This is a genomic window from Candidatus Cloacimonadota bacterium, assembly GCA_021734245.1.
Classification (GTDB): Bacteria; Cloacimonadota; Cloacimonadia; order Cloacimonadales; family TCS61; genus B137-G9.
The window spans coordinates 35992-54668 of sequence record JAIPJH010000009.1 but is presented as its reverse complement, the minus strand read 5'-3'; the positions used below and the strand labels follow the sequence as shown (position 1 = coordinate 54668).

Below are 18677 nucleotides of genomic sequence, written 5' to 3'. Positions count from 1 at the left end.
GAAATATATCAGAAATTAAATCTCAAGTTCAAATTTAATCGGAAATATCATGATGTGAAAGTAAGAATGTAGTGCCCAAACAAAAAAGCCGCCCTTGCAAAATAAGAACTTAGAGGCATTTTGCCGAAACTTGGGTTAATATAAAAATGCCCCGGCAGAAACCGGGGCAGATATAAAACTAACCTTCGTAATGGTTTAATTTATAAGACCTTACGAATGGTTGCATAATAAACCATTGCGGAGGTCAAATGACCATCCGCAAGGTTTTCATATTTCTATTTCATCAGAACCTGTCCCGTGAAATTCCGAAGGACTATTTCATCAGGATCATTTTTTTAGTTTCACCATATTTACCAGCTTTCATTTTGTAGAAATAAACTCCGCTGGAAACAGATCTTCCGTTATCGTCGATTCCGTTCCAGGTTACACTGTAATTACCGGCATCCATTTCATTATTTCTGAGTGTACTTACTTTTTCACCTTTGATGTTATAAACTTCGATGCTTACATGACCATGTTCTGCTACGCTGAAATTGATCAATGTAGTCGGATTGAATGGATTTGGATAATTTCCACCAAGCTTGGTAACTGTTGGTAATAGATTTGGATCGTTGCCAACAGGAACTTCTACTTCTACTTCGTTAGATGGAACAGATTCGTAATCTCCATATAATGCTGTAATGTAATATGTATAAGTTCCGGCAGGAACGTTTGGATCGATAAACAGAAGAGAAGTTACTGTGTTGATAACTTCATCATTTCTATAAATATTGTATCCGGTCAATCCTGGTCCAACAGGAGCAGACCATTGCAGGATTACATTTGGAGCTGTGTAAGTATAAGTTAAGTTTACTGGAGGATTGTACATATGCTGAAGTGCAAAATCTACTTGAGATGTATTGCCAGAAGTTACAACAATTCCAGTTTGAGTGGAAGTTTCATAACCATCGAATGAACATTCTACATCATATGTATCAGGATCAACATCAAAAGAATATTCACCATCAGCATCGGTTGTTGTAGTATACACACCTGCAGTAACCAATGCACCTTCGATGAAATCACCGGTATCTGTATCTGTTACTACACCTGCGATAGTACCAGGAACAACACCTTGAACAAGTTCTACTACCGATCTGAAATGGAAATCAGCAGTATCCAGAGTCCAGCTTGCACCATTCCAGGCATAAGATTGGCCAAATGAACCAGGAGAAGTTTCTGTGCAAGCTACAATGCCAGTTGGAATAAGAAATCCAATATAGAAATCACCCTGGATATCATCAAGTTGTGCAGCATAAGGTCGCAGATCTATTCTGGTCATGGGGCTGTTATTTGCTAAAGTAGCTTCGGGTGTAACCATAAATGGAGTGATCAGATCATCACCAGGAACTCCGCCGTTATCATCCCAAACATGGAATTCAAAATCATCATTTGTATTGTTTGTATCTGTATAATTTCTAATAAGAGCAAAATCCAAATTCAGATCCATTCCGGCTGGATTAAGCATTTTCACTGCTGCGCCCGTGCCTTCGGCAAAAGTAATATAGAAATCTACAACGCCATTATCATAGATGAGATGAGTACCTTCAATATAAGAATTTATTACTGTTTCACCTTCATTAGCTTGAGGAGAAGCATCCACAGCAACTACTTTATAATCGATTTGATCGCCATAATCATGGAATGGAATTGTGAATGAATAGATGTTTCCGGTATTTCCGGTAGATGGTAATGTTTGTTCTGTTCCACCTTCTACAGTGAAAACAACATCAGCAGAAGCTAAACCGGAAATATCGATGATCTCAGCTTCAAAGGTATAATCTTCATCGGTTCCTTCATAAAAATCCGGACCATCATGCAAGATCAATGGTGGAGTGTTATCTACGTCGGAAGTAGAGATAACAACGTCATCCAGATACATTCCATTAACTTCGTATCCACCGTCTGTAACGATCTGCCAGCGAACAAGAACCTGAGAATTTCCTACAAATCCTCCCAGAGAAATTGTATATTCATCCCAGTCGTTTCCTTCTCCATAATAGGTTCCGATATTTACCCAGGTTGCACCATTGTCAGGAGAAACATCAATATACAAGAAATCAAACAATCCACCTTCAATATCGTATTTCATCCAGAAGTTCAGGCTGGCTTCCATGGCGGTAGAAAAATCCAGAGGATTGGCGATTGTTGCTGTATAGGTTACATCGGGAGAATAGTTTCCACCGGGACTTTCTGTTAGTGAATGTGTAGCAGAATGGTATTGACCATCTACCAGATCCCACGTATTATTTGCGGCAGGATCTGCTTCCAATACCCAATTTGTCAGTCCACTTTCAAAGTCATCTTCAAATACTACAGTGTTTCCACCACCGCCGCTGCCTTCTACGAAATATACAAATCTGGCATTTACTCCGTCGATTTTTGTGGATACCAGGTTGTTGCTTCTATCTATCTCATAAACTCCGGCACCATTTGTAACTAAAATGTTTCCATTGGGAAGTTCATAAACTCCACGCGGGCTGCCGACTACGTCATAATAACCGACTTGAGTTCCATCGCTGGTATATTCGTAAACTCCGGATGGAACGCTGAATCCTGCTACCAGCAGATTGCCGTTGGAAGCAATTGAAACTTGTTCAGGAAATTGAATTCCAGAAACCAGATCGCCGATATAAGCACCGGCATTGTCGTATTGGTGTACTGCATCGGATGTGCTGGCAGTTACCAGATAATCATCCTGAGCATCTCGGTATAAAACACAAAATGGACCATCCATAATGGCAGAATTGGGCTCAATGAAATTTCCCAGATAGTTGCCAGACGCATCAAATTCTGCTACTGCATCAGTATTTCCGCCACCAGCTGTTGTCACTAGAATGTTGCCATCAGCTTTTAAATCCCAGCCGCGGACATTATCTAAAACAGCTGTATTAACACCTCCGGCTGGGGCAAACCAACCCATAAAGTTTCCATCCAGATCATATTGAAGAACGCCATCTTCTATTTGATCTGAAACCAGAATGCTATTGCCATCGGGATGAAGAGCTGCTGCAATTGGAGTTGACAAATTAGCATTCATGGGAATAAAATCTGCATCATAAAGATCACCTGTGGCTGGATCAAAAGCCATTACACGATCATCACCGGAATCCGGAATCAAGAGCAGTCCATCATCGGGAATATCTCTTGTGGAGCGTGTTCCAGAATTTGAATGATGATTTACAACATCAATTCCCTGTTCTTCATTGATTTCAGCTGTATCTACAGCGTTCAAAGAAAAAACCAGGATTGCTAATACGAATAAAATAACCATTTTTTTCATTTTTGACCTCCTAAGTCATATATTGATTTGAACCTGCACTCTCCATACAGGTTCTTTTTTTTTATTTAGTAATCTCTACTTTTGTTCCTACGCGCACAATATCAAAAAAAATTATGATATCCTTATTTTTCATGCGGATACAACCTTGTGATGCTGGTTTACCGATCATTGATTCCTGAGTAGTTCCATGAATCCAAATATATCTTTTGGCAGAATCGATACCATCACCTTTATTAATGCCTTCTTCCAAGCCTTCCAATTGTAGAATTCTGGTGGTTATCAGATCTTGCCCTTTGTAAAAATCTTCATTCTGACTGATGATCTCGCCAGTATTACGACTGCCATTAAATATTGATCCTTCAGGTGCATTTTTGCCGAATTTTGCACTGATTTTGTGTTTTCCTAAAGGCGTTTTTCGACTGCCGATTTTATTTCCGATTCCAAATTTTGATGTAGAAACAGGAAAAGTTTTGAATACTTCATCATTCTTGTAGATAGTCATGAGCTGTTTTTTGGCATTTACCACAACTCTCATACTTCCTTTTTTATTCATAAAACTAAAGGTTTATATCCTTACTATTACGTCAAGTGTTTAGAGACATCAATGAAAGTTTTTTTATTGTTGATGTGCAAAATTGATGTCATGCCAAATTTTTCGGCAGCTCTCATGTTTTCCAGTTTATCATCGATGAAGATACATTCTTCTGCTTTTAATTTGTGCATAGATAAGGCTTTGGAATAAATCTCGAGATTTGGTTTCATACAGCCCAATTGGTAGGAAAGCATTAAGTTCTGAGCAAAAATATGTAGCGAAGGAAAAGTTTTCCAAATATATGGAAAATGAATTTCATCTGTATTGGAAAGAATGAATATCTTATATTTGGAAGATAACTTTTTGGCAAAATCGATCATTTTAGTATTTTCCCAAAACAGACTGCACTAGGCTTTTTCAAAATCAGATTGAATAAGATCAAAATTGAAACTTGTTTTCATTTCTTTATAGAATGTTTTACGATAGATAAGACCAGAATCAAATTTCAAAATTAGTGAAATGTCATCTTTAAAATCAATTTTATCAGGTTCCAAACCACAAGCCTGGAAAAAAAGATTGAAATCATAATCTATCAGAACTTTTCCCAGATCAAAAATTATGTTCTTTATCATCGTTCCAGAATTATCGTTACCGGACCTTCATTACAAAGTTTCACCTGCATCATAGCACCGAATTCACCGAATTTGACTGGCACATCTTTTAGCTTCAGGCTTTCACCGAATTTCAGGTAAAGTTTTTCTGCCAGATCCGGCTTGGCTGCATTATTGAAATCTGGTCGTCTGCCTTTTTGACAACTGGCATACAAAGTAAATTGAGAAACCAACAGCACTTCTCCGCCAATATCTTTGATCGATAAATTCATTTTACCTTTTTCATCGGGAAATACGCGTAATTCACTCACCTTTTTTGCCAGCCAGTCGATCTGGTTTCCATCATCATGGATGCTTACGCCAATCATGATCAGAAATCCTGTTCCAATCGTGGAAATGATTTTTTCATCGACGCTAACTGAAGCTTGTGATACTCTCTGCACTACTAATTTCATTATTTATAGTTTTGCGGGAATACAATTCGTTCTACAGTTTCTATAATAATGTGCAGCACGCAGATATGAATTTCCTGAATACGATCTGTTGTTTCTCCGGGAGCGATGATTTCCAGATCGCATTTCCCAGACAGTTTCCCACCATCTTTTCCAGTCAAAAAAATCGTTTTCATGCCTTTTTCTTTAGCAGTTTTCACAGCTTCGATCACATTTTTAGAATTTCCGCTGGTAGAAATTCCAATGAAAATATCACCTTCATTTCCGTAAGCTTCCACTCCCCGGGCAAAAATCTGATCAAATCCAAAATCGTTGGCAACGCAAGTGATGTGTGATGGATCGGTGAGAGAAATTGCTGGCAAAGCTTGGCGGTCTTTGCGGAATCTGCCGGTACATTCTTCGGCAAAATGCATGGCATCTGTACTGCTGCCGCCATTTCCGCAGATAAGAACTTTATTGCCTTTGGAAAACGCTGCAGCTATCATTTCCGAAGCTGCCAGGATTGTTTCGGAATTTTCTGTTTCATGCAAAAAACGAGCAAAATGAGTTGCTGCTTCCTTCAACGAATTCATTACATTTTCTATCATACTTTTTCCTTCTAAATCTTATCTCCTTTTTGTTCCCCTGTTAAGGGGAAATGTTCTGCGTTTTTTTTCTTACACAACAATGCAGAACTAAGGAGTTAGCAAATTTTTCATTTTTTTGTTATTATTTCAAAACCCACAGTTCTCCTTCGTCGAACAGCTCTCTTACAAAGGGAGTGAAAGTAGACGATAAATTTTCTAAAATTCAGCTTTCACTTCCAAACTTATTTTGTGTTCGGTCGGTTTATCGGGAATTACTTCTCCTGAATATTCAAAATGGGCAGAAGTGATCGAACTCACTCTATAATCAAAATTCAGATTCCACTTAATAATATTACCGTCTTTCTTGTCATCCAAAAAACTCAGAAATTCCGATCCGGTACGTTCATTTCTTTTCCAGCTGACCTTTCCAAAAAATCTGTATTTGCTACTCAGATAATAAGTTAATATTTCTGTTAACTTGTAAGAAGCAATCTCATAATCACTTGAATTATCTGTTTTTCTTCCTGCTTCTCTACCGTATTCCAGAGCGGATTTCAAATTGGCATCATCGGTAATTTGATTGCGGATTTCCAGAGCATAGCTATCGATTTCCGAGAAGGATTGATAGCGAGATTCTTCGGTTTCATTTCTTTCTAAAATCAGTTCGATGACAGTTTTGGAAATTGCCGAAAATCTCAGGTTGCCTTCCCAATTCAGTTTATTGGTTTCTTCCGAAATCTCATTGTATCGATTATCTAGAATATCTTCCTGTTTATAGCGCAATTTGGCTCTCAATTTATTCTTTATGATATCCAGCCAAACCGTCTGCTGCTGCAGTATTCTACTGTACAGAGAACTTTCCTTATTCATTAGAATATCAGGATTCAGCAGGTAGATTTTTGTTTTATCGGCTGCTTTAGAATTTTCTGAGATCTGCAGATTAGATTCGGTCTTTATTTTTTTCAGGAAAGATTCGGTGATCATGGATGGAGTTAAGTTCAGAGTAAAATTTGTATTTACTTCCACGCTCATTTGTGGATTATCATAATCGATCTCAACTATCTTCCAATCGTAATCTCCTTGTCCAAAACCAACATAAAGTGAATCTTCATCGTAAGAACCCATTCCTTCTCCGATAAGCTGCAGTTCCCGGATTTTGGGATAGAATTCCACATTTTGGAAAGCGTAACCGGAAGTAAGAGAAATTGATCTTTTAAAGAAAGAATTTCCCGTATTTATCTCTGCCAGATCAAAATTTTTCTTATCATTCTCCACATCATCATAAATTTCTCTATGCGAAAATTGAAGATCTGCATTATGATTCTTTAGATTAAGTTTGGAATTGATGCCAAAAGTATAGGATGTTTCATCTTTAAAAGGAACATCTGTTGTATCGATCACAGTTTTTTGAAGTTCTTTTTTCAGAAAGAACTCAACACCAAATTTTTTTGTATTAATTGTCTGCATCCCAATTTGCCAGTTTTTGTTTGAGATTTGGGATGAATAAATGTTTAATTTCTGATCTGTTTCTTTGTTATGATAGATAAAATTGAACTGCAGCCAGTTGATCTTGTATCTGCTGTCAAGATCGTGTTGATCAAATCTGAAAGTTTGACTGGTTTCATATTCTCTAGCCAATTTTGCGAATTTGTAATTGATGGCAGGAATATACTTCAATTGTTTAGAAATACTTGATAAGTAATAATAATTCTGATCGGCAAAATCTTTGGCTTTTTTTTGGGAAAATCTGAATTCAGGAGAGATGAAATCTTTTATATTGAATTTTAAATTTCCGTTGAAAGTGTTATTGGCAACAGAATCGGGAATTTGCACAGATTCATAATTTGCCAGCGGATTGGAAAGCTCAGCAAAAGTATTCAGGTTTTTTCCGATCAGCCTGTAATTAACAGAAAAATCTGGCTTGATAAGATCAAGGTCTGGAAAATAGCGAGTAGAAAAATTTGCTGCGAATCCCTCGTTATCTCCATCATCTTTTTTGCTGTAAGTATTTCTGTCATGTTGAGTATAAATGGCTTCAGCAGAAGTTTGGAAAGTTTCGGTTTCGTAATCCAGGATTAAATCATAATTGGCTTTTTTCTGAGGTGCTGTAAGCTTGGTAATCGGTAGATAATCGCCTTCTCCAGTTCCCGCGAAAATGTAGTAATTTTCATTATCTACCAAGTCATAATCTCCCTGCTCAAATCCTACAAATTCAAAATGAATTGTATAATTTCCCACAATCGTAGAATCATTCCCAACATACTCATAAAAGCCGTTATCGGTTAAAATATAATCTCCATCTTCTGTCTCATAAACACCGCTGCCCCAAATTTCCTTATCGCCGCCGCTTGTAAGAGAATCGATATCCGCTTCGGTAAATTCGGTCTGCAGAGGATTATCTTTGTCATCGTTCTGAAAAACAAGGTAATTCCTGATCTTGAATTTTTCTGAAATATTTACTTCTGAATGCGCCAGGTACATGTTCTGACGGAAATATTCGTCGCTGTATTGGAAATTTACCTGGATCAGAGAGTTGGAAGAAATGAAATGTTTATTGTCGAATGTGATACTTCCTTCCGCATAATCAATGATATAATCATCACCGCGCTGCATCTGTTTTCCGTTCAAGAAAACCTGTTCCGTTCCCGCCACCACCTGAATAAGTTGAGAGGAATTATTGGTCAGATAATACGGACCCTGTTTAGCTTCAACGCCTGCAAACTGGATGGAAGTACTTTTTCCTTTGGAAATTGCCAAAGCAGCTTGATAAGTATTTCGGCGTTGCCAGGTTGCTTTCAAGCCTTCGAATTTGGGAGCATAATTCATAAACTTCGTGTTATGATAATCAACTTCAAGATCACCAAAAGCCAGTTCGTAATTTGTGCTGTAAAGCCGCAGAAAAACTTTGTCCAGATTGCTGATTTCCCGGCTGTTTCCTTCTGGTGTGATAGGAGTTTGGCTGTCGGAAAGTTGAGCTTCGATGTTTAAATTTTCGCTTAATTCACCATCCATTTTCAGGAACAGAGATTGATCTAAACTGAAATCTTCATTTCGGGAAACAGAGACAGCGATGGTTTTACTTCCCGAGATCTGCAGTTTAGTTGTATTGGAAAACAGCGGATTTCGTTTTGGCGGGAGTTTTACTTTTTTATCAACTGAATATTCCTGTTCTTCAAACAGGTAAAATTTTTCTTTTAGATCTGCTGGATATTTTTGATATTCAACAAAAACGTTTCCCAAATTTTGAGTGAAGGTTATTTTTCCAGTTAGATAGTCAATTGTGTAATCCTGATTTCTTTTGAGTTGGATGGAGTCCTTAATTACAAATTCAGAATTGATAATTACAGGATTGTGCGACAGAACAAATTCACGTTTTTCGTTAGTTACGTTAATGCGTTCCGAATTTGAAATGGGGGAGAAGAAATTGAAAGAAAACAGGATATTGGAAATTAATATCATTCCAAAAAAGAATAATAACCTTCTATTTATATTTTTTTTTAACTTCCATTTCTTCATGCAGCCCAAAATATTTTGGCAGGCTGCAAAGAAGCAAGCAGAATCTTTCACAACATCCGATTGTGTCTCAACATCCGATTGTGCGCAGCTCATCAGATTGTTTCTCAACATCTGATTGTCCGCAGTTCATCAGATTGTTAAATTAATAAAATACAAACAACATTCGGAAGAATCCAGCAGATGCTGGATGCATTCCGAAGTTAGTTCAATTCATATTCAACCAAATACTTTTCTTGGATGGAGTTATTCTCCAAGTCGAAAATTGTTTGCTTTATCAAACCGATTCCAGGACAGAAATAAGAGAGAACGTAGTTATCACTTAAATCAGGGCTATAGGTTTTATAAACAAGGCAGTGTAAATTTTCACCATCATAATTGATCAAGTAATCTTTGGAAACACATTTTACAGTATTATCTCCTGTTGTAAATCCATCGTTATCGAGATCTTGAATCCACGTTTCATCTAATTCGACAGGGAATTTATAAAGCAGATAAGAATAATCCAGTAAACTGTCTTGCCCAGTTGTACTTTGCAATTTTCTTACAGCATGCAAACCGTCGTCATCATTGAATTGATAGTAATTAAGATTAGCCATTTTAATCCTGCTTACTTCTTTCAACTCACCATCAACTTGCAAATCAAGTTTTTCTTCTACTGAATATCTAAGAACGGAGTCATTCGTACTAAAATAGAAATCCCAGAAATCGCTAATATTCAATGGCTGGAAAACTGTTTGATCAGTTGGTTCGGTAGATTTTGTACAGGAAAGTAAAAACAAGATCGAGCAAATAACTAGAACGATTTTAAATTTTCTAAATAACATATCTCCTCCTCGAAGATCCCGGCGTAGTTTCGATTTTCGGAACGAAGCCGGATAATCCTCAACATCCGATTGTGCGAAGCTCATCGGATTGTGTCTCAACATCCGATTGTCCGCAGTTCATCAGATTGTTTCTCAACATCTGATTGTCCGCAGTTCATCAGATTGTTAAATTAATAAAATACAAACAACATTCGGAAGAATCCAGCAGATGCTGGATGCATTCCGAAGTTTACTATTTCAACAGCAACATTTTCTTTGTTTTCTCAAGTTGTCCAGCTTTCAATTTGTAAAAATAAATTCCTGATGAAACGGGTTTGTTGTCATTATCTGTTCCATTCCATGTAACCGAGTTAATCGGTTGATCAGTTGATGGGTAGATCGGGAAAGTCTTCACTTTTTGACCTTTTAAGTTGTAGATTTCTATTGTCGCAAAGTCGGAACTTTGCGTTACGTTGAAGCTGATCGTTGTGGATGGATTGAAGGGGTTGGGGTAATTGGAGAGTAATATTCCTGATTCTATAACGTCATAATGAACAATACCAACGAAATCATCTAGAAAACCAGTAGAAGAATGAAGATTACCCCAGTTTTCAACTGCATTTTCTTCAGCAAAAAGAAGATTTAATATTACCTGATCATCAGAAATAATATTTATTCCCAGATCGGAATATTCCTGGTTGATATTCGAAAACTGTGACTGCCAATTGTACATTCCACCCAAAATGGAATTCGTATTAGTATAATTGAAATCAAAATCTGTTTCAGTAGTGTTTGCTGATTCCTGGATGTAGATTACAGAACCAGCTGGGTTTGAAACAAGTGAGGTCAAATTACTTGGTTCGTAGTTTCCTAAAACATTAAAATCCAAACTAATTGGATCGAATTCGGCAACCACATCTTGATTTGGGTATGAAATTAGAAGTATGATTACATCATTGGCTAATGCTACTTTTTTGAATGTACCATCTATAATGGGAAGAGCATATACTTCATAATTTAGATTATTCTCAGTATAAATTAAATGAAGGTAATCATCGTTTACAAGTTGATAAGCGATTACTATTTTTTCACATTTTGTATCGAAATGGTAATTTGAGATTTCAGAAGAAATGGGAAAAGAATGGGTTTCTTCAAAACTGAAACCGTTATTATCTGATTTATATAGATTTAAACTTTCAAAATTCATAACATCATAATTTAGTGTGGGATAATTTGGAATTTCGACACTGTTCAATCTGCTGTCATAATGATAATTTTTATCATAACCTGTACTAGGATGAGGTCCATCGAAATGGAAATTATCGATATCCCATTCATTATTTCCAGGTGGATGATTGAAATCATCACTACCACTGCGATGAATGTAACCTTTTCTCATTTGAGCCATAGAACCCCAAAGGTGAATTGTTCCCCTTTCAAAAACGATATCTTCCGATGATTCCGGCCAAACAGGATTGTACCAGGGAAAATCCGTTCCATATGGATAGATGTAATTTTGCGGATCGTTATTGGGATAAGAGTTTGCATATTCATCACTTTCATAAGGATAGCCACAGCAAAAATATGCAGCAACTGGCATATTGCCGTGTAAATTGAATCCATCGATATTAGCCGGTAAATTATCTTGAATTGGAAAAATGTATTTGTGAAGATCAACAAAAGTGTAAGTAGTATCCTGCATCGTGTAAGGGCTTAAAGCGACAAAATCTGGTGTTGAACCGTGCGGATGCTGATATTCGAAAGTAAAGATTCCATCGTCTTGAGGATTTGTTCCCGATCCTAATCCTAAAGCTGCATAAGCACCATAAAGGTATACATCATTGCAGTTTCCGGATCTTATTACATTATTCATAAAAGGATCGCGATGTTTATATTTTATAACAATATCTTGTTCAGAAACCAAACCGAAAAAATCTGTCGTATTTGGATTATTTGGATCGTCTGGCGGTGTACCTGGTGTTGTATTGGCATAAGTAATATCATCAACTATATATACATTTTTTGATGTTCCAACAACAAGTTTACCTGATAGCACTCCTTCTATCCATAATTCGGAATCCGGCAAATAATAAGCTGATCCGTAAGGAGAAATGGGAAGCGTTGGTCCAGTCGACCAGATTGTATCGTAGATGGTTACTTCATTTGTCCAGATCACGTCAGTTTCTTCAAACCAGTTTTGATTGGCATTTGCCATGATATTTGCAGTTGCAGCTTCTTGCGGAAACCAACTGTAAACTGGAATCTCGAGGGTGTCACTTATTACAATATTACCATATTTTGTTTGAATTGATCCACCATTCAATTTCATATAAATAATATCTACACCCATTCCAATATGAGCAGCGTTGTTTGGTAGAACGCTCGCATCGATATTACGATGATCAACGTTTTCGGTATATCCACCTAAAAAAACATCATCATAGGGAATTGTTCCATTAATTGAGATAAATTGTCCTGCTGTTGTTACAGAATCATGAAATACCGGCCAGCCGCCATATTCACTGATGTAAATATCATCATTGGAATGAATCGGTCCAAAATATTCTCCATTCGCTCCACAATATGTCATAGGTCCAGATTGAGCAGGAATACCATTTTCATTCGTTTCGTATTCTGTGAAAACCTGAAAGCTGGCTAATGATCTTTCAAAGACTCCTGAATCGTAGGTTTTTCCCATTAGATAGATATTATCGGATTCACTAAAAAATGGATTTGAATCAATCGCCTGGCTTCCAATCTGGTAACTAGCAATATTTTGAAAAGTGTTGCCATTATCCATAGACCTGAAAATTTTTAATAGTTGTAAACTACCATTATGAGTATATACAGCTACGTTAATATAACCTGTTTCGGAAATTGAAATTGTGGGTTTGGAAAAATCAGTGTAGGATGTTTGATTATCGACGACAACAAAATATTCAATTAAGTCATTTTGCTTTTTTGCTAGCATTACTTCCAACAGACCATTATTTTTTTTCAAATATGTCCAATAAGCTGTTCCATTATAAGTTGCACAGCTTTCATTTCCTAGGAAGCTTTCGTTACCAGGGGTTTCATCAACTGATTCAAATGGTTCAAATTGTGCAGTTAATAAAACAGAAAGCAATACAAAACCCAATAGTACGATCTTTTTCATCATCTTCCCCCTTCCTTCAAAGTTCAAATCCAACTCTTAATTTTATGTTAACTTATTTCATTTCTGCTGTCAAGCTTCTGCAAAATTTTTTGCCCAAGAGCTTGAAGCGGAAATATTTGATGCAATTTTTATTCCGCAATGAGACGAAAAAAGGAAGAAAAAGTAATTCGTCATATTGAGGATTCTTCTAACTTTACATTCGAAATATCTCGTGAACATTCTTTTAGCTTTACATCTCGCAATTGCAATGAGATTCTTCCAACCTGTGCCGGCGAAGTTTTGCGAAGCCGTAAGCACAACGTGAACACACCCCGCGACTAAAGTCGCACCCCTCTCAAGAGGGGAATTGCGTCAGAATGACTAAAAAAAACATCGTCTTCCTGAGGTTTTTTAGCTTTACCCTCGACTGTGTCCGGCGAAGCTTTGCGAAGCCGTAAGCACAACGTGAACACACCCCGCGACTAAAGTCGCACCCCTCTCAAGAGGGGAATTGCTTCAAAATGACTAAAAAAAACATCGTCTTCCTGAGGTTTTTTAGCTTTACCCTCGACTGTGTCCGGCGAAGCTTTGCGAAGCCGTAAGCACAACGTGAACACACCCCGCGACTAAAGTCGCATCCCTCTCAAGAGGGGAATTGCTTCAAAATGACGGGAAAAAGACTTGAGTTAAGTTCCGTCTGTGCTCGAGAATTTTTGCTCTTAAGTCCAGTCAAGCCTGAACTCCAGTTCAAAATTTTTTATCCTAAACTTTTACCACCAATGCCAAAATTAGTGCGTGGTACTTCATCGATGCGAACGTAAACATAATTAGCAGGTTTGCCTGTAATGTCTACAACAGCATCGGTAAATCGTTTTATCAATTCTTGCTTTTGTTCATTGCTTAAGCTTCCCGCATTTTCCATTGTAATTATCGGCATCAGAACTCCTTAATCTTCATTTGGAAGAATAAACCAGAGAGCTACATAGCCGATAACACCGATCCAGCCGGCAAAAGAAAGAGCTACAAACCCAACCCGAACCAGAGTAACATCCCAGCCAAAATATCTGGCAATTCCAATGCAGACGCCTCCCAGCATTCTGCCTTCCCAAAGTCGAATCAGTTTTTTCTTTCCTTCTTCATCTGTTTGCGGCTCCACGTCGATGATCTGCTGAGCAGCATCTTTTTTTGGCATTATGAAAGCTAAAGCCAGATAGATCCAGAAACCAGCCGTTCCCACGAAAAGTGAGACAATAAAGAAGAAGCGAACCAGGTTGGCATTAAATCCATAGCTTTCAGCAATTCCTCCGCAAATTCCCAGAATCACTTTATCGTCTTGTGAAACATAAAGTTTTTTCATACGACCTCCAACTTCGAATTTTCTTTTCTCAGAAGCTCGATTGATGATTTTATTCGTCAAGAAAAATATGATGCGAATTGATTGACATATAAAACTGTGAAGTAAATTCTGATCTGTGAAAATTGGAGGTAAGAATGCTGAAAATGATCAATGTGAGTACATCCAGCCGGCAGCAGATGGTCGATGTAACTTCTCAAGTAAATAAGATTCTCCGCGAATCAGGAATTAAGAATGGAATAATAACCTTGTTTGTACCGCATACCACAGCGGCTGTTACAATCAATGAAAATGCTGATCCCACTGTTCCGCGAGATATGCTTTTTTCTCTGGAAAAGATATCACCAATCTACAAAGAATTTCGTCATCTGGAAGGCAATTCTGATGCTCATGTAAAAAGTTCTCTGATAGGTTGTGATCAGCAGATCATCGTGGAAAACGGGCAATTGGTTCTGGGAACCTGGCAGGATATTTATTTTTGTGAATTTGACGGTCCTAGAAATAGGAAACTGTATATAAAAATATTAGGAAATTAAGTAGTTTCAGATGCTCATCTGGATCAGTTTTCTGGTAGCTTTGGCGTTGATTGTTATCATTGCCAGGAAAAGTTTGTGGCTGGCCCTGATAATCGGGGCAGTTGTTTTAGGATTATTCAATCTTTCACTTCCCAAACTTGGTGAAGAAATCGTCAGAACGATCACACAAACTGATATTCTATTATTAGCGATCGCGGTTGGCTTGATCCCGATGATCGGTGGAAGCCTGCAGGTGAGTGGACTACTGAGAGATCTGGTGGATAATCTACAGTTGAAACGTCAGGTATTCCTGGGGTTATCTCCGGCTTTGATGGGGATTTTACCGATTCCCGGCGGTGCGCTGCTTTCTGCTCCCATGCTGATTCGGGCTGGTGAAGATATTTCCGATGATCACTATGCAGCGATCAACGTCTGGTTTCGTCATATTTTAATTTTGATCTATCCACTGGGAGCTTTGTTGCCAGCATCAAAAATGGCTGGATTAAATATTTACAGCATAATATTGTTCATCTTACCAGCATTTTTTCTGCTTTTCTTTCTTGGTTATTTTTTCTTTTTGCGATCTATAAAAGGAGATATGCCAAGACCGCAGAAATTGAATATAAGTAAATTATTGGTTCCTTTGATCATCATTTTAACAGCACCGATCATTCACATAACTTTATCAAATCTGGGCATGATGGACGAAATATCTCTGCTGATTGGGATTTCATCCAGTTTGATTTTAACTGCAATAATCGGTAAATTGAATTTCACTGATTTTAAAACTATTTTCCAAAAAATGAGACCCTGGAAATATTTCTTGATCATAATTGGAGTTTTCCTGTTTCTGCATGTTTTTCAGGCTTCGCCCGTTTCGGAAGAGATTTCCAAAATTGTATTTTCCAAAAGCTTTTTGATAATTTTTATAGGTGCTTTTCTGAGCCTGGCAACGGGTAGAGTTCAACTTCCCATCTCAATTCTGATTCCAATTTACATTTCCACTTATGGTGCTGCAGAGCTAACTCCGCTGGCTTTTGCCATCATGTATGTAGCAGTTTATATCGGCTACATGATCTCGCCTGTTCATCCCTGCGTGTCGGTTTCTATCGAATTTTATGGGGCAAAATATAAAGATTTTGCTGGAAAACTTTTATTGCCCAGTTTAATTGGTTTTGGTTGTTCGTATATAGCAGCTTTGGTGTTGTTGTGATGAATTTATTGCGATCTGTTGTTGAGAAACTTCGGAATGCATCCGGCTTTTGCCGGATTCTTCCGAATGTTTTTTGCTTTATGATCAACGATCCGATGAGCTATGCACAATCGGATGTTATTAAGAAAAATCCGGCGTTGCAAAGCTACGCCGGGAATTATCCGGCTTCGTTCCAGTTTTGGAACTTTGCCGTGATCTAACGAGGAGGAGAATTGAGTGAAGATTTGATTTTAGATTTTAAATATCACATAATTGACGTGAATGGAAATCAAAAAGATTTCAAGATTCAGGTGGATGCAAAAACTTTGAGCATCATTCCAAAAGAAACTGAAGATCTACCTGAATGGTCATTGCTGGAATTCAAACAATGCCCGAATTGTTCATTGAACTCTGAAGAAGTGAAATACTGTCCGGTCGCCAAAAATCTGTTTCCCATCATGGAATTTTTTAAAGATTCTGTAAGTTTTGAAGATTCTGTATTTGTGTTGGAAACCAAAAATCGAAATTACAGCAAGCATACTTCCTTACAGCAGGGAGTTAGTGCGATGATCGGAATTATCATGGCAACTTCCGGCTGTCCGATCCTTTCCAAACTGAAACCTATGGTCCGGTTCCATCTGCCTTTTGCCAGTCCACAGGAAACGTTGTATCGAGCCATGAGCATGTATCTGGTTCAGCAATATTTTAAAAATAAAAAAGGGGAAGAACCGGATTGGGAATTAGAAGGTTTAATCAAAATTTACGAAAAAGTTCATGATGTAAATCTGGCATTTTTCAAAAGACTTTCCTATTTGAAAGGAAAAGATGCCAATGTAAATTCTCTCATCATCTTGGATAACTTTGCCAATTATGTAAATTTCAGTATCGACCGTTCCAAACTTTCCAGTATTGAAGAACTGTTTGAGGAAAGCCTTTGATGATAAAAAAGATCTTCTGGATCGCTGGAGAAAAATCGGGTGATCTGCATGCTTCGATAGTTTTGCAGAAATTAAAGGATCTGAAACCTGATTGGGTAAACTTCGGAATTGGCGGGCCTCACATGCAGGAATTTGGCTTTAAACCGCTTTTTCCATTTGAACGTTTTTCCGTGATGGGTTTTAGTGAGATTTTAAAACACATATTATTCTTCTGGAAAGTGGAAAAGAAGATCAAAAACATTTTTCGTCAAAATTCACCTGATTTAATTATTTTGGTTGATTATCCCGGACTGAACATGAGAATTGCCAAAATGGCAGAAAGCTTTCAGATACCAGTTCTTTATTTCATTTCTCCACAATTCTGGGCCTGGAAATATAAACGGATCTTTAAACTTAAGAAATTTACCGATCAGATAGCTTACATTCTTCCTTTCGAGAAAAAATATTTCGCTAAGCATGAAGTCAATTCCGTTTATGTTGGTCATCCGATTGCTGAAGAAATTGAAATTAATTTGAACAAAATTGATTTTGCAAAAAAATACAAATTGAATTCCAACAAGAAATGGCTGGGATTTTTACCCGGCAGTAGAGATAACGAAATAAAAAAGATGCTGCCTGAATATTTAAAAGCAATGACAGAATTCAATCCTGAAACACATGAATTTCTGCTTTCCAGAGCCAGTTCTGTGAATGATGATGTTTTCAAGAGCTTTTTGAAGGAAGCAAAAACTCAACCTAAAATAATCGAATCTGACCGTTATGAAATGATCAAACATTCAGATTTCATGGTGGTAACTTCCGGTACAGCTACTATCGAAACTGCATTTCTGGGAACGCCGTTTTTGATAGCCTATAGAACCAGTAAACTCTCTTATGAGCTGGGAAAAAGATTTATCAAGATCGACAGAATTGGTCTTCCCAATATTGTTCTGGATAAAGATCTGATTCCGGAATTGATTCAGAATGAAGTAAATGGCGTGAACATCGCAGCGAATATAAAAAGATTTCTGGAATCTGAAATCGAATATGAAGAGATGAAAAACGAGTTAAAAGAAATTCATGATCTTTTACAGAAGAAAACAGCTTCAACTGAAGTTGCCAAGATAGTAACAGAATTGATCGATGAGTAGAATTCTATTTTTTCTGGAAAAGTATCTGGCAGCCTGGTTCGTGCTGATCCTGGGCAAAACTCTGCGCTTCAATCTACGCAATCAGCCACCCAAAGGAAATGTAATTTATGCTTTCTGGCATCGCAACATGATTCCTCTATTATATTTGCATCGCAAACAGGGAAATGTCATTTTAATTTCATCTTCTAAAGATGGAGAATTGATCGCAGGCCCGGCTCATGTTCTGGGTTATAATACTGCCCGTGGATCATCTCGAAGAGGTGGAAGTTCTGCTGTAAAAAAAATGATAAAAATGAGTAAAAAATTTTCTCTTGCCGTTACTCCGGATGGTCCTAAAGGTCCAAATCAGAAGATCAAAGACGGGCTTCTATATATTTCGTATTTCACCAGAAATCCGATAGTTCCAGTAGCTTTAGATCTTCAGAAAGAGAAGGTTTTTAATTCCTGGGACAAGTTCAGATTACCGCATTTATTCAGCCATGTAAACATCACTTATGGAAAACCTTTACAAATTATGGAAAAATCGGAAATAGACACTCGATTGGCTGAAGTTCAAGATGCCATGGATAAATTGGAAAAAGAAAATAAAATTAATACATTGTGAGGAAAA

Annotated in this window: 17 protein-coding genes; 6 read left to right on the top strand and 11 right to left on the bottom strand. The window is 37.4% G+C overall.

What is annotated here, in order from left to right:
- Positions 1–313 precede the first annotated feature (313 nt).
- From K9N40_02875 to K9N40_02835, 9 genes are all read right to left on the bottom strand, one after another.
- A complete protein-coding gene (locus K9N40_02875) occupies positions 314–3322 on the bottom strand; it encodes a carboxypeptidase regulatory-like domain-containing protein (protein MCF7813407.1) in 3009 nt (1002 codons plus the stop codon).
- 61 nt (positions 3323–3383) lie between these two features.
- A complete protein-coding gene (locus tag K9N40_02870; protein ID MCF7813406.1) occupies positions 3384–3875 on the bottom strand; it encodes a L,D-transpeptidase in 492 nt (163 codons plus the stop codon).
- Positions 3876–3901: 26 nt separating this feature from the next.
- Positions 3902–4234 carry an HAD-IA family hydrolase gene (locus K9N40_02865; protein ID MCF7813405.1) on the bottom strand — a complete coding sequence of 111 codons (333 nt, stop codon included), beginning with the start codon at positions 4232–4234 and terminating at the stop codon, positions 3902–3904.
- Between the two features lie 27 nt (positions 4235–4261).
- Positions 4262–4486, bottom strand: coding sequence for a hypothetical protein (locus K9N40_02860; protein MCF7813404.1), 225 nt, complete (start codon positions 4484–4486; stop codon positions 4262–4264).
- Positions 4483–4920 (bottom strand): D-tyrosyl-tRNA(Tyr) deacylase, encoded by a 438-nt coding sequence (gene dtd, locus K9N40_02855; GenBank protein MCF7813403.1) that lies wholly within the window; start codon positions 4918–4920, stop codon positions 4483–4485. The genes K9N40_02860 and dtd overlap by 4 nt, the downstream gene beginning before the upstream one ends.
- Positions 4920–5489 (bottom strand): D-sedoheptulose 7-phosphate isomerase, encoded by a 570-nt coding sequence (gene gmhA / locus K9N40_02850; protein ID MCF7813402.1) that lies wholly within the window; start codon positions 5487–5489, stop codon positions 4920–4922. Before gmhA ends, dtd begins: the two co-directional genes overlap by 1 nt.
- 210 nt (positions 5490–5699) lie before the next feature.
- Positions 5700–8999 (bottom strand): hypothetical protein, encoded by a 3300-nt coding sequence (locus K9N40_02845; GenBank protein ID MCF7813401.1) that lies wholly within the window; start codon positions 8997–8999, stop codon positions 5700–5702.
- A 200-nt stretch (positions 9000–9199) separates the two neighbouring features.
- The gene (locus K9N40_02840; GenBank protein ID MCF7813400.1) at positions 9200–9823 is read right to left on the bottom strand and encodes a hypothetical protein; all 624 of its coding nucleotides are present in this window, start codon (positions 9821–9823) and stop codon (positions 9200–9202) included.
- 232 nt (positions 9824–10055) lie between these two features.
- Positions 10056–12959 (bottom strand): T9SS type A sorting domain-containing protein, encoded by a 2904-nt coding sequence (locus tag K9N40_02835; GenBank protein ID MCF7813399.1) that lies wholly within the window; start codon positions 12957–12959, stop codon positions 10056–10058.
- Positions 12960–13097: 138 nt separating this feature from the next.
- Here K9N40_02835 and K9N40_02830 point away from each other — a divergent pair, with 138 nt between their 5' ends.
- Positions 13098–13280, top strand: a complete 183-nt coding sequence (locus tag K9N40_02830; protein ID MCF7813398.1) for a hypothetical protein — start codon at positions 13098–13100, stop codon at positions 13278–13280.
- 415 nt (positions 13281–13695) lie between these two features.
- Here K9N40_02830 and K9N40_02825 read toward each other — a convergent pair whose 3' ends face one another.
- Both K9N40_02825 and K9N40_02820 read right to left on the bottom strand, forming a co-directional pair.
- On the bottom strand, positions 13696–13875 hold the full coding sequence (locus K9N40_02825) for a 4-oxalocrotonate tautomerase family protein (protein MCF7813397.1): 180 nt from the start codon (positions 13873–13875) through the stop codon (positions 13696–13698).
- A 9-nt stretch (positions 13876–13884) separates the two neighbouring features.
- Positions 13885–14295 (bottom strand): PspC domain-containing protein, encoded by a 411-nt coding sequence (locus tag K9N40_02820; GenBank protein MCF7813396.1) that lies wholly within the window; start codon positions 14293–14295, stop codon positions 13885–13887.
- A gap of 134 nt (positions 14296–14429) precedes the next feature.
- Here K9N40_02820 and K9N40_02815 point away from each other — a divergent pair, with 134 nt between their 5' ends.
- The 5 genes from K9N40_02815 (at position 14430) to K9N40_02795 (ending at position 18671) form a co-directional block, all read left to right on the top strand.
- Entirely contained in the window at positions 14430–14828 is a 399-nt protein-coding gene (locus K9N40_02815; GenBank protein MCF7813395.1) for a secondary thiamine-phosphate synthase enzyme YjbQ, read from the top strand.
- Positions 14829–14838: 10 nt separating this feature from the next.
- Positions 14839–16020 carry a DUF401 family protein gene (locus K9N40_02810; GenBank protein ID MCF7813394.1) on the top strand — a complete coding sequence of 394 codons (1182 nt, stop codon included), beginning with the start codon at positions 14839–14841 and terminating at the stop codon, positions 16018–16020.
- Positions 16021–16232: 212 nt separating this feature from the next.
- Entirely contained in the window at positions 16233–16937 is a 705-nt protein-coding gene (locus K9N40_02805; GenBank protein ID MCF7813393.1) for a hypothetical protein, read from the top strand.
- A complete protein-coding gene (gene lpxB, locus K9N40_02800; protein ID MCF7813392.1) occupies positions 16937–18067 on the top strand; it encodes a lipid-A-disaccharide synthase in 1131 nt (376 codons plus the stop codon). The genes K9N40_02805 and lpxB overlap by 1 nt, the downstream gene beginning before the upstream one ends.
- Complete coding sequence (locus K9N40_02795) at positions 18060–18671, top strand: DUF374 domain-containing protein (GenBank protein ID MCF7813391.1); 612 nt, start codon at positions 18060–18062, stop codon at positions 18669–18671. The genes lpxB and K9N40_02795 overlap by 8 nt, the downstream gene beginning before the upstream one ends.
- Positions 18672–18677: the final 6 nt, after the last annotated feature.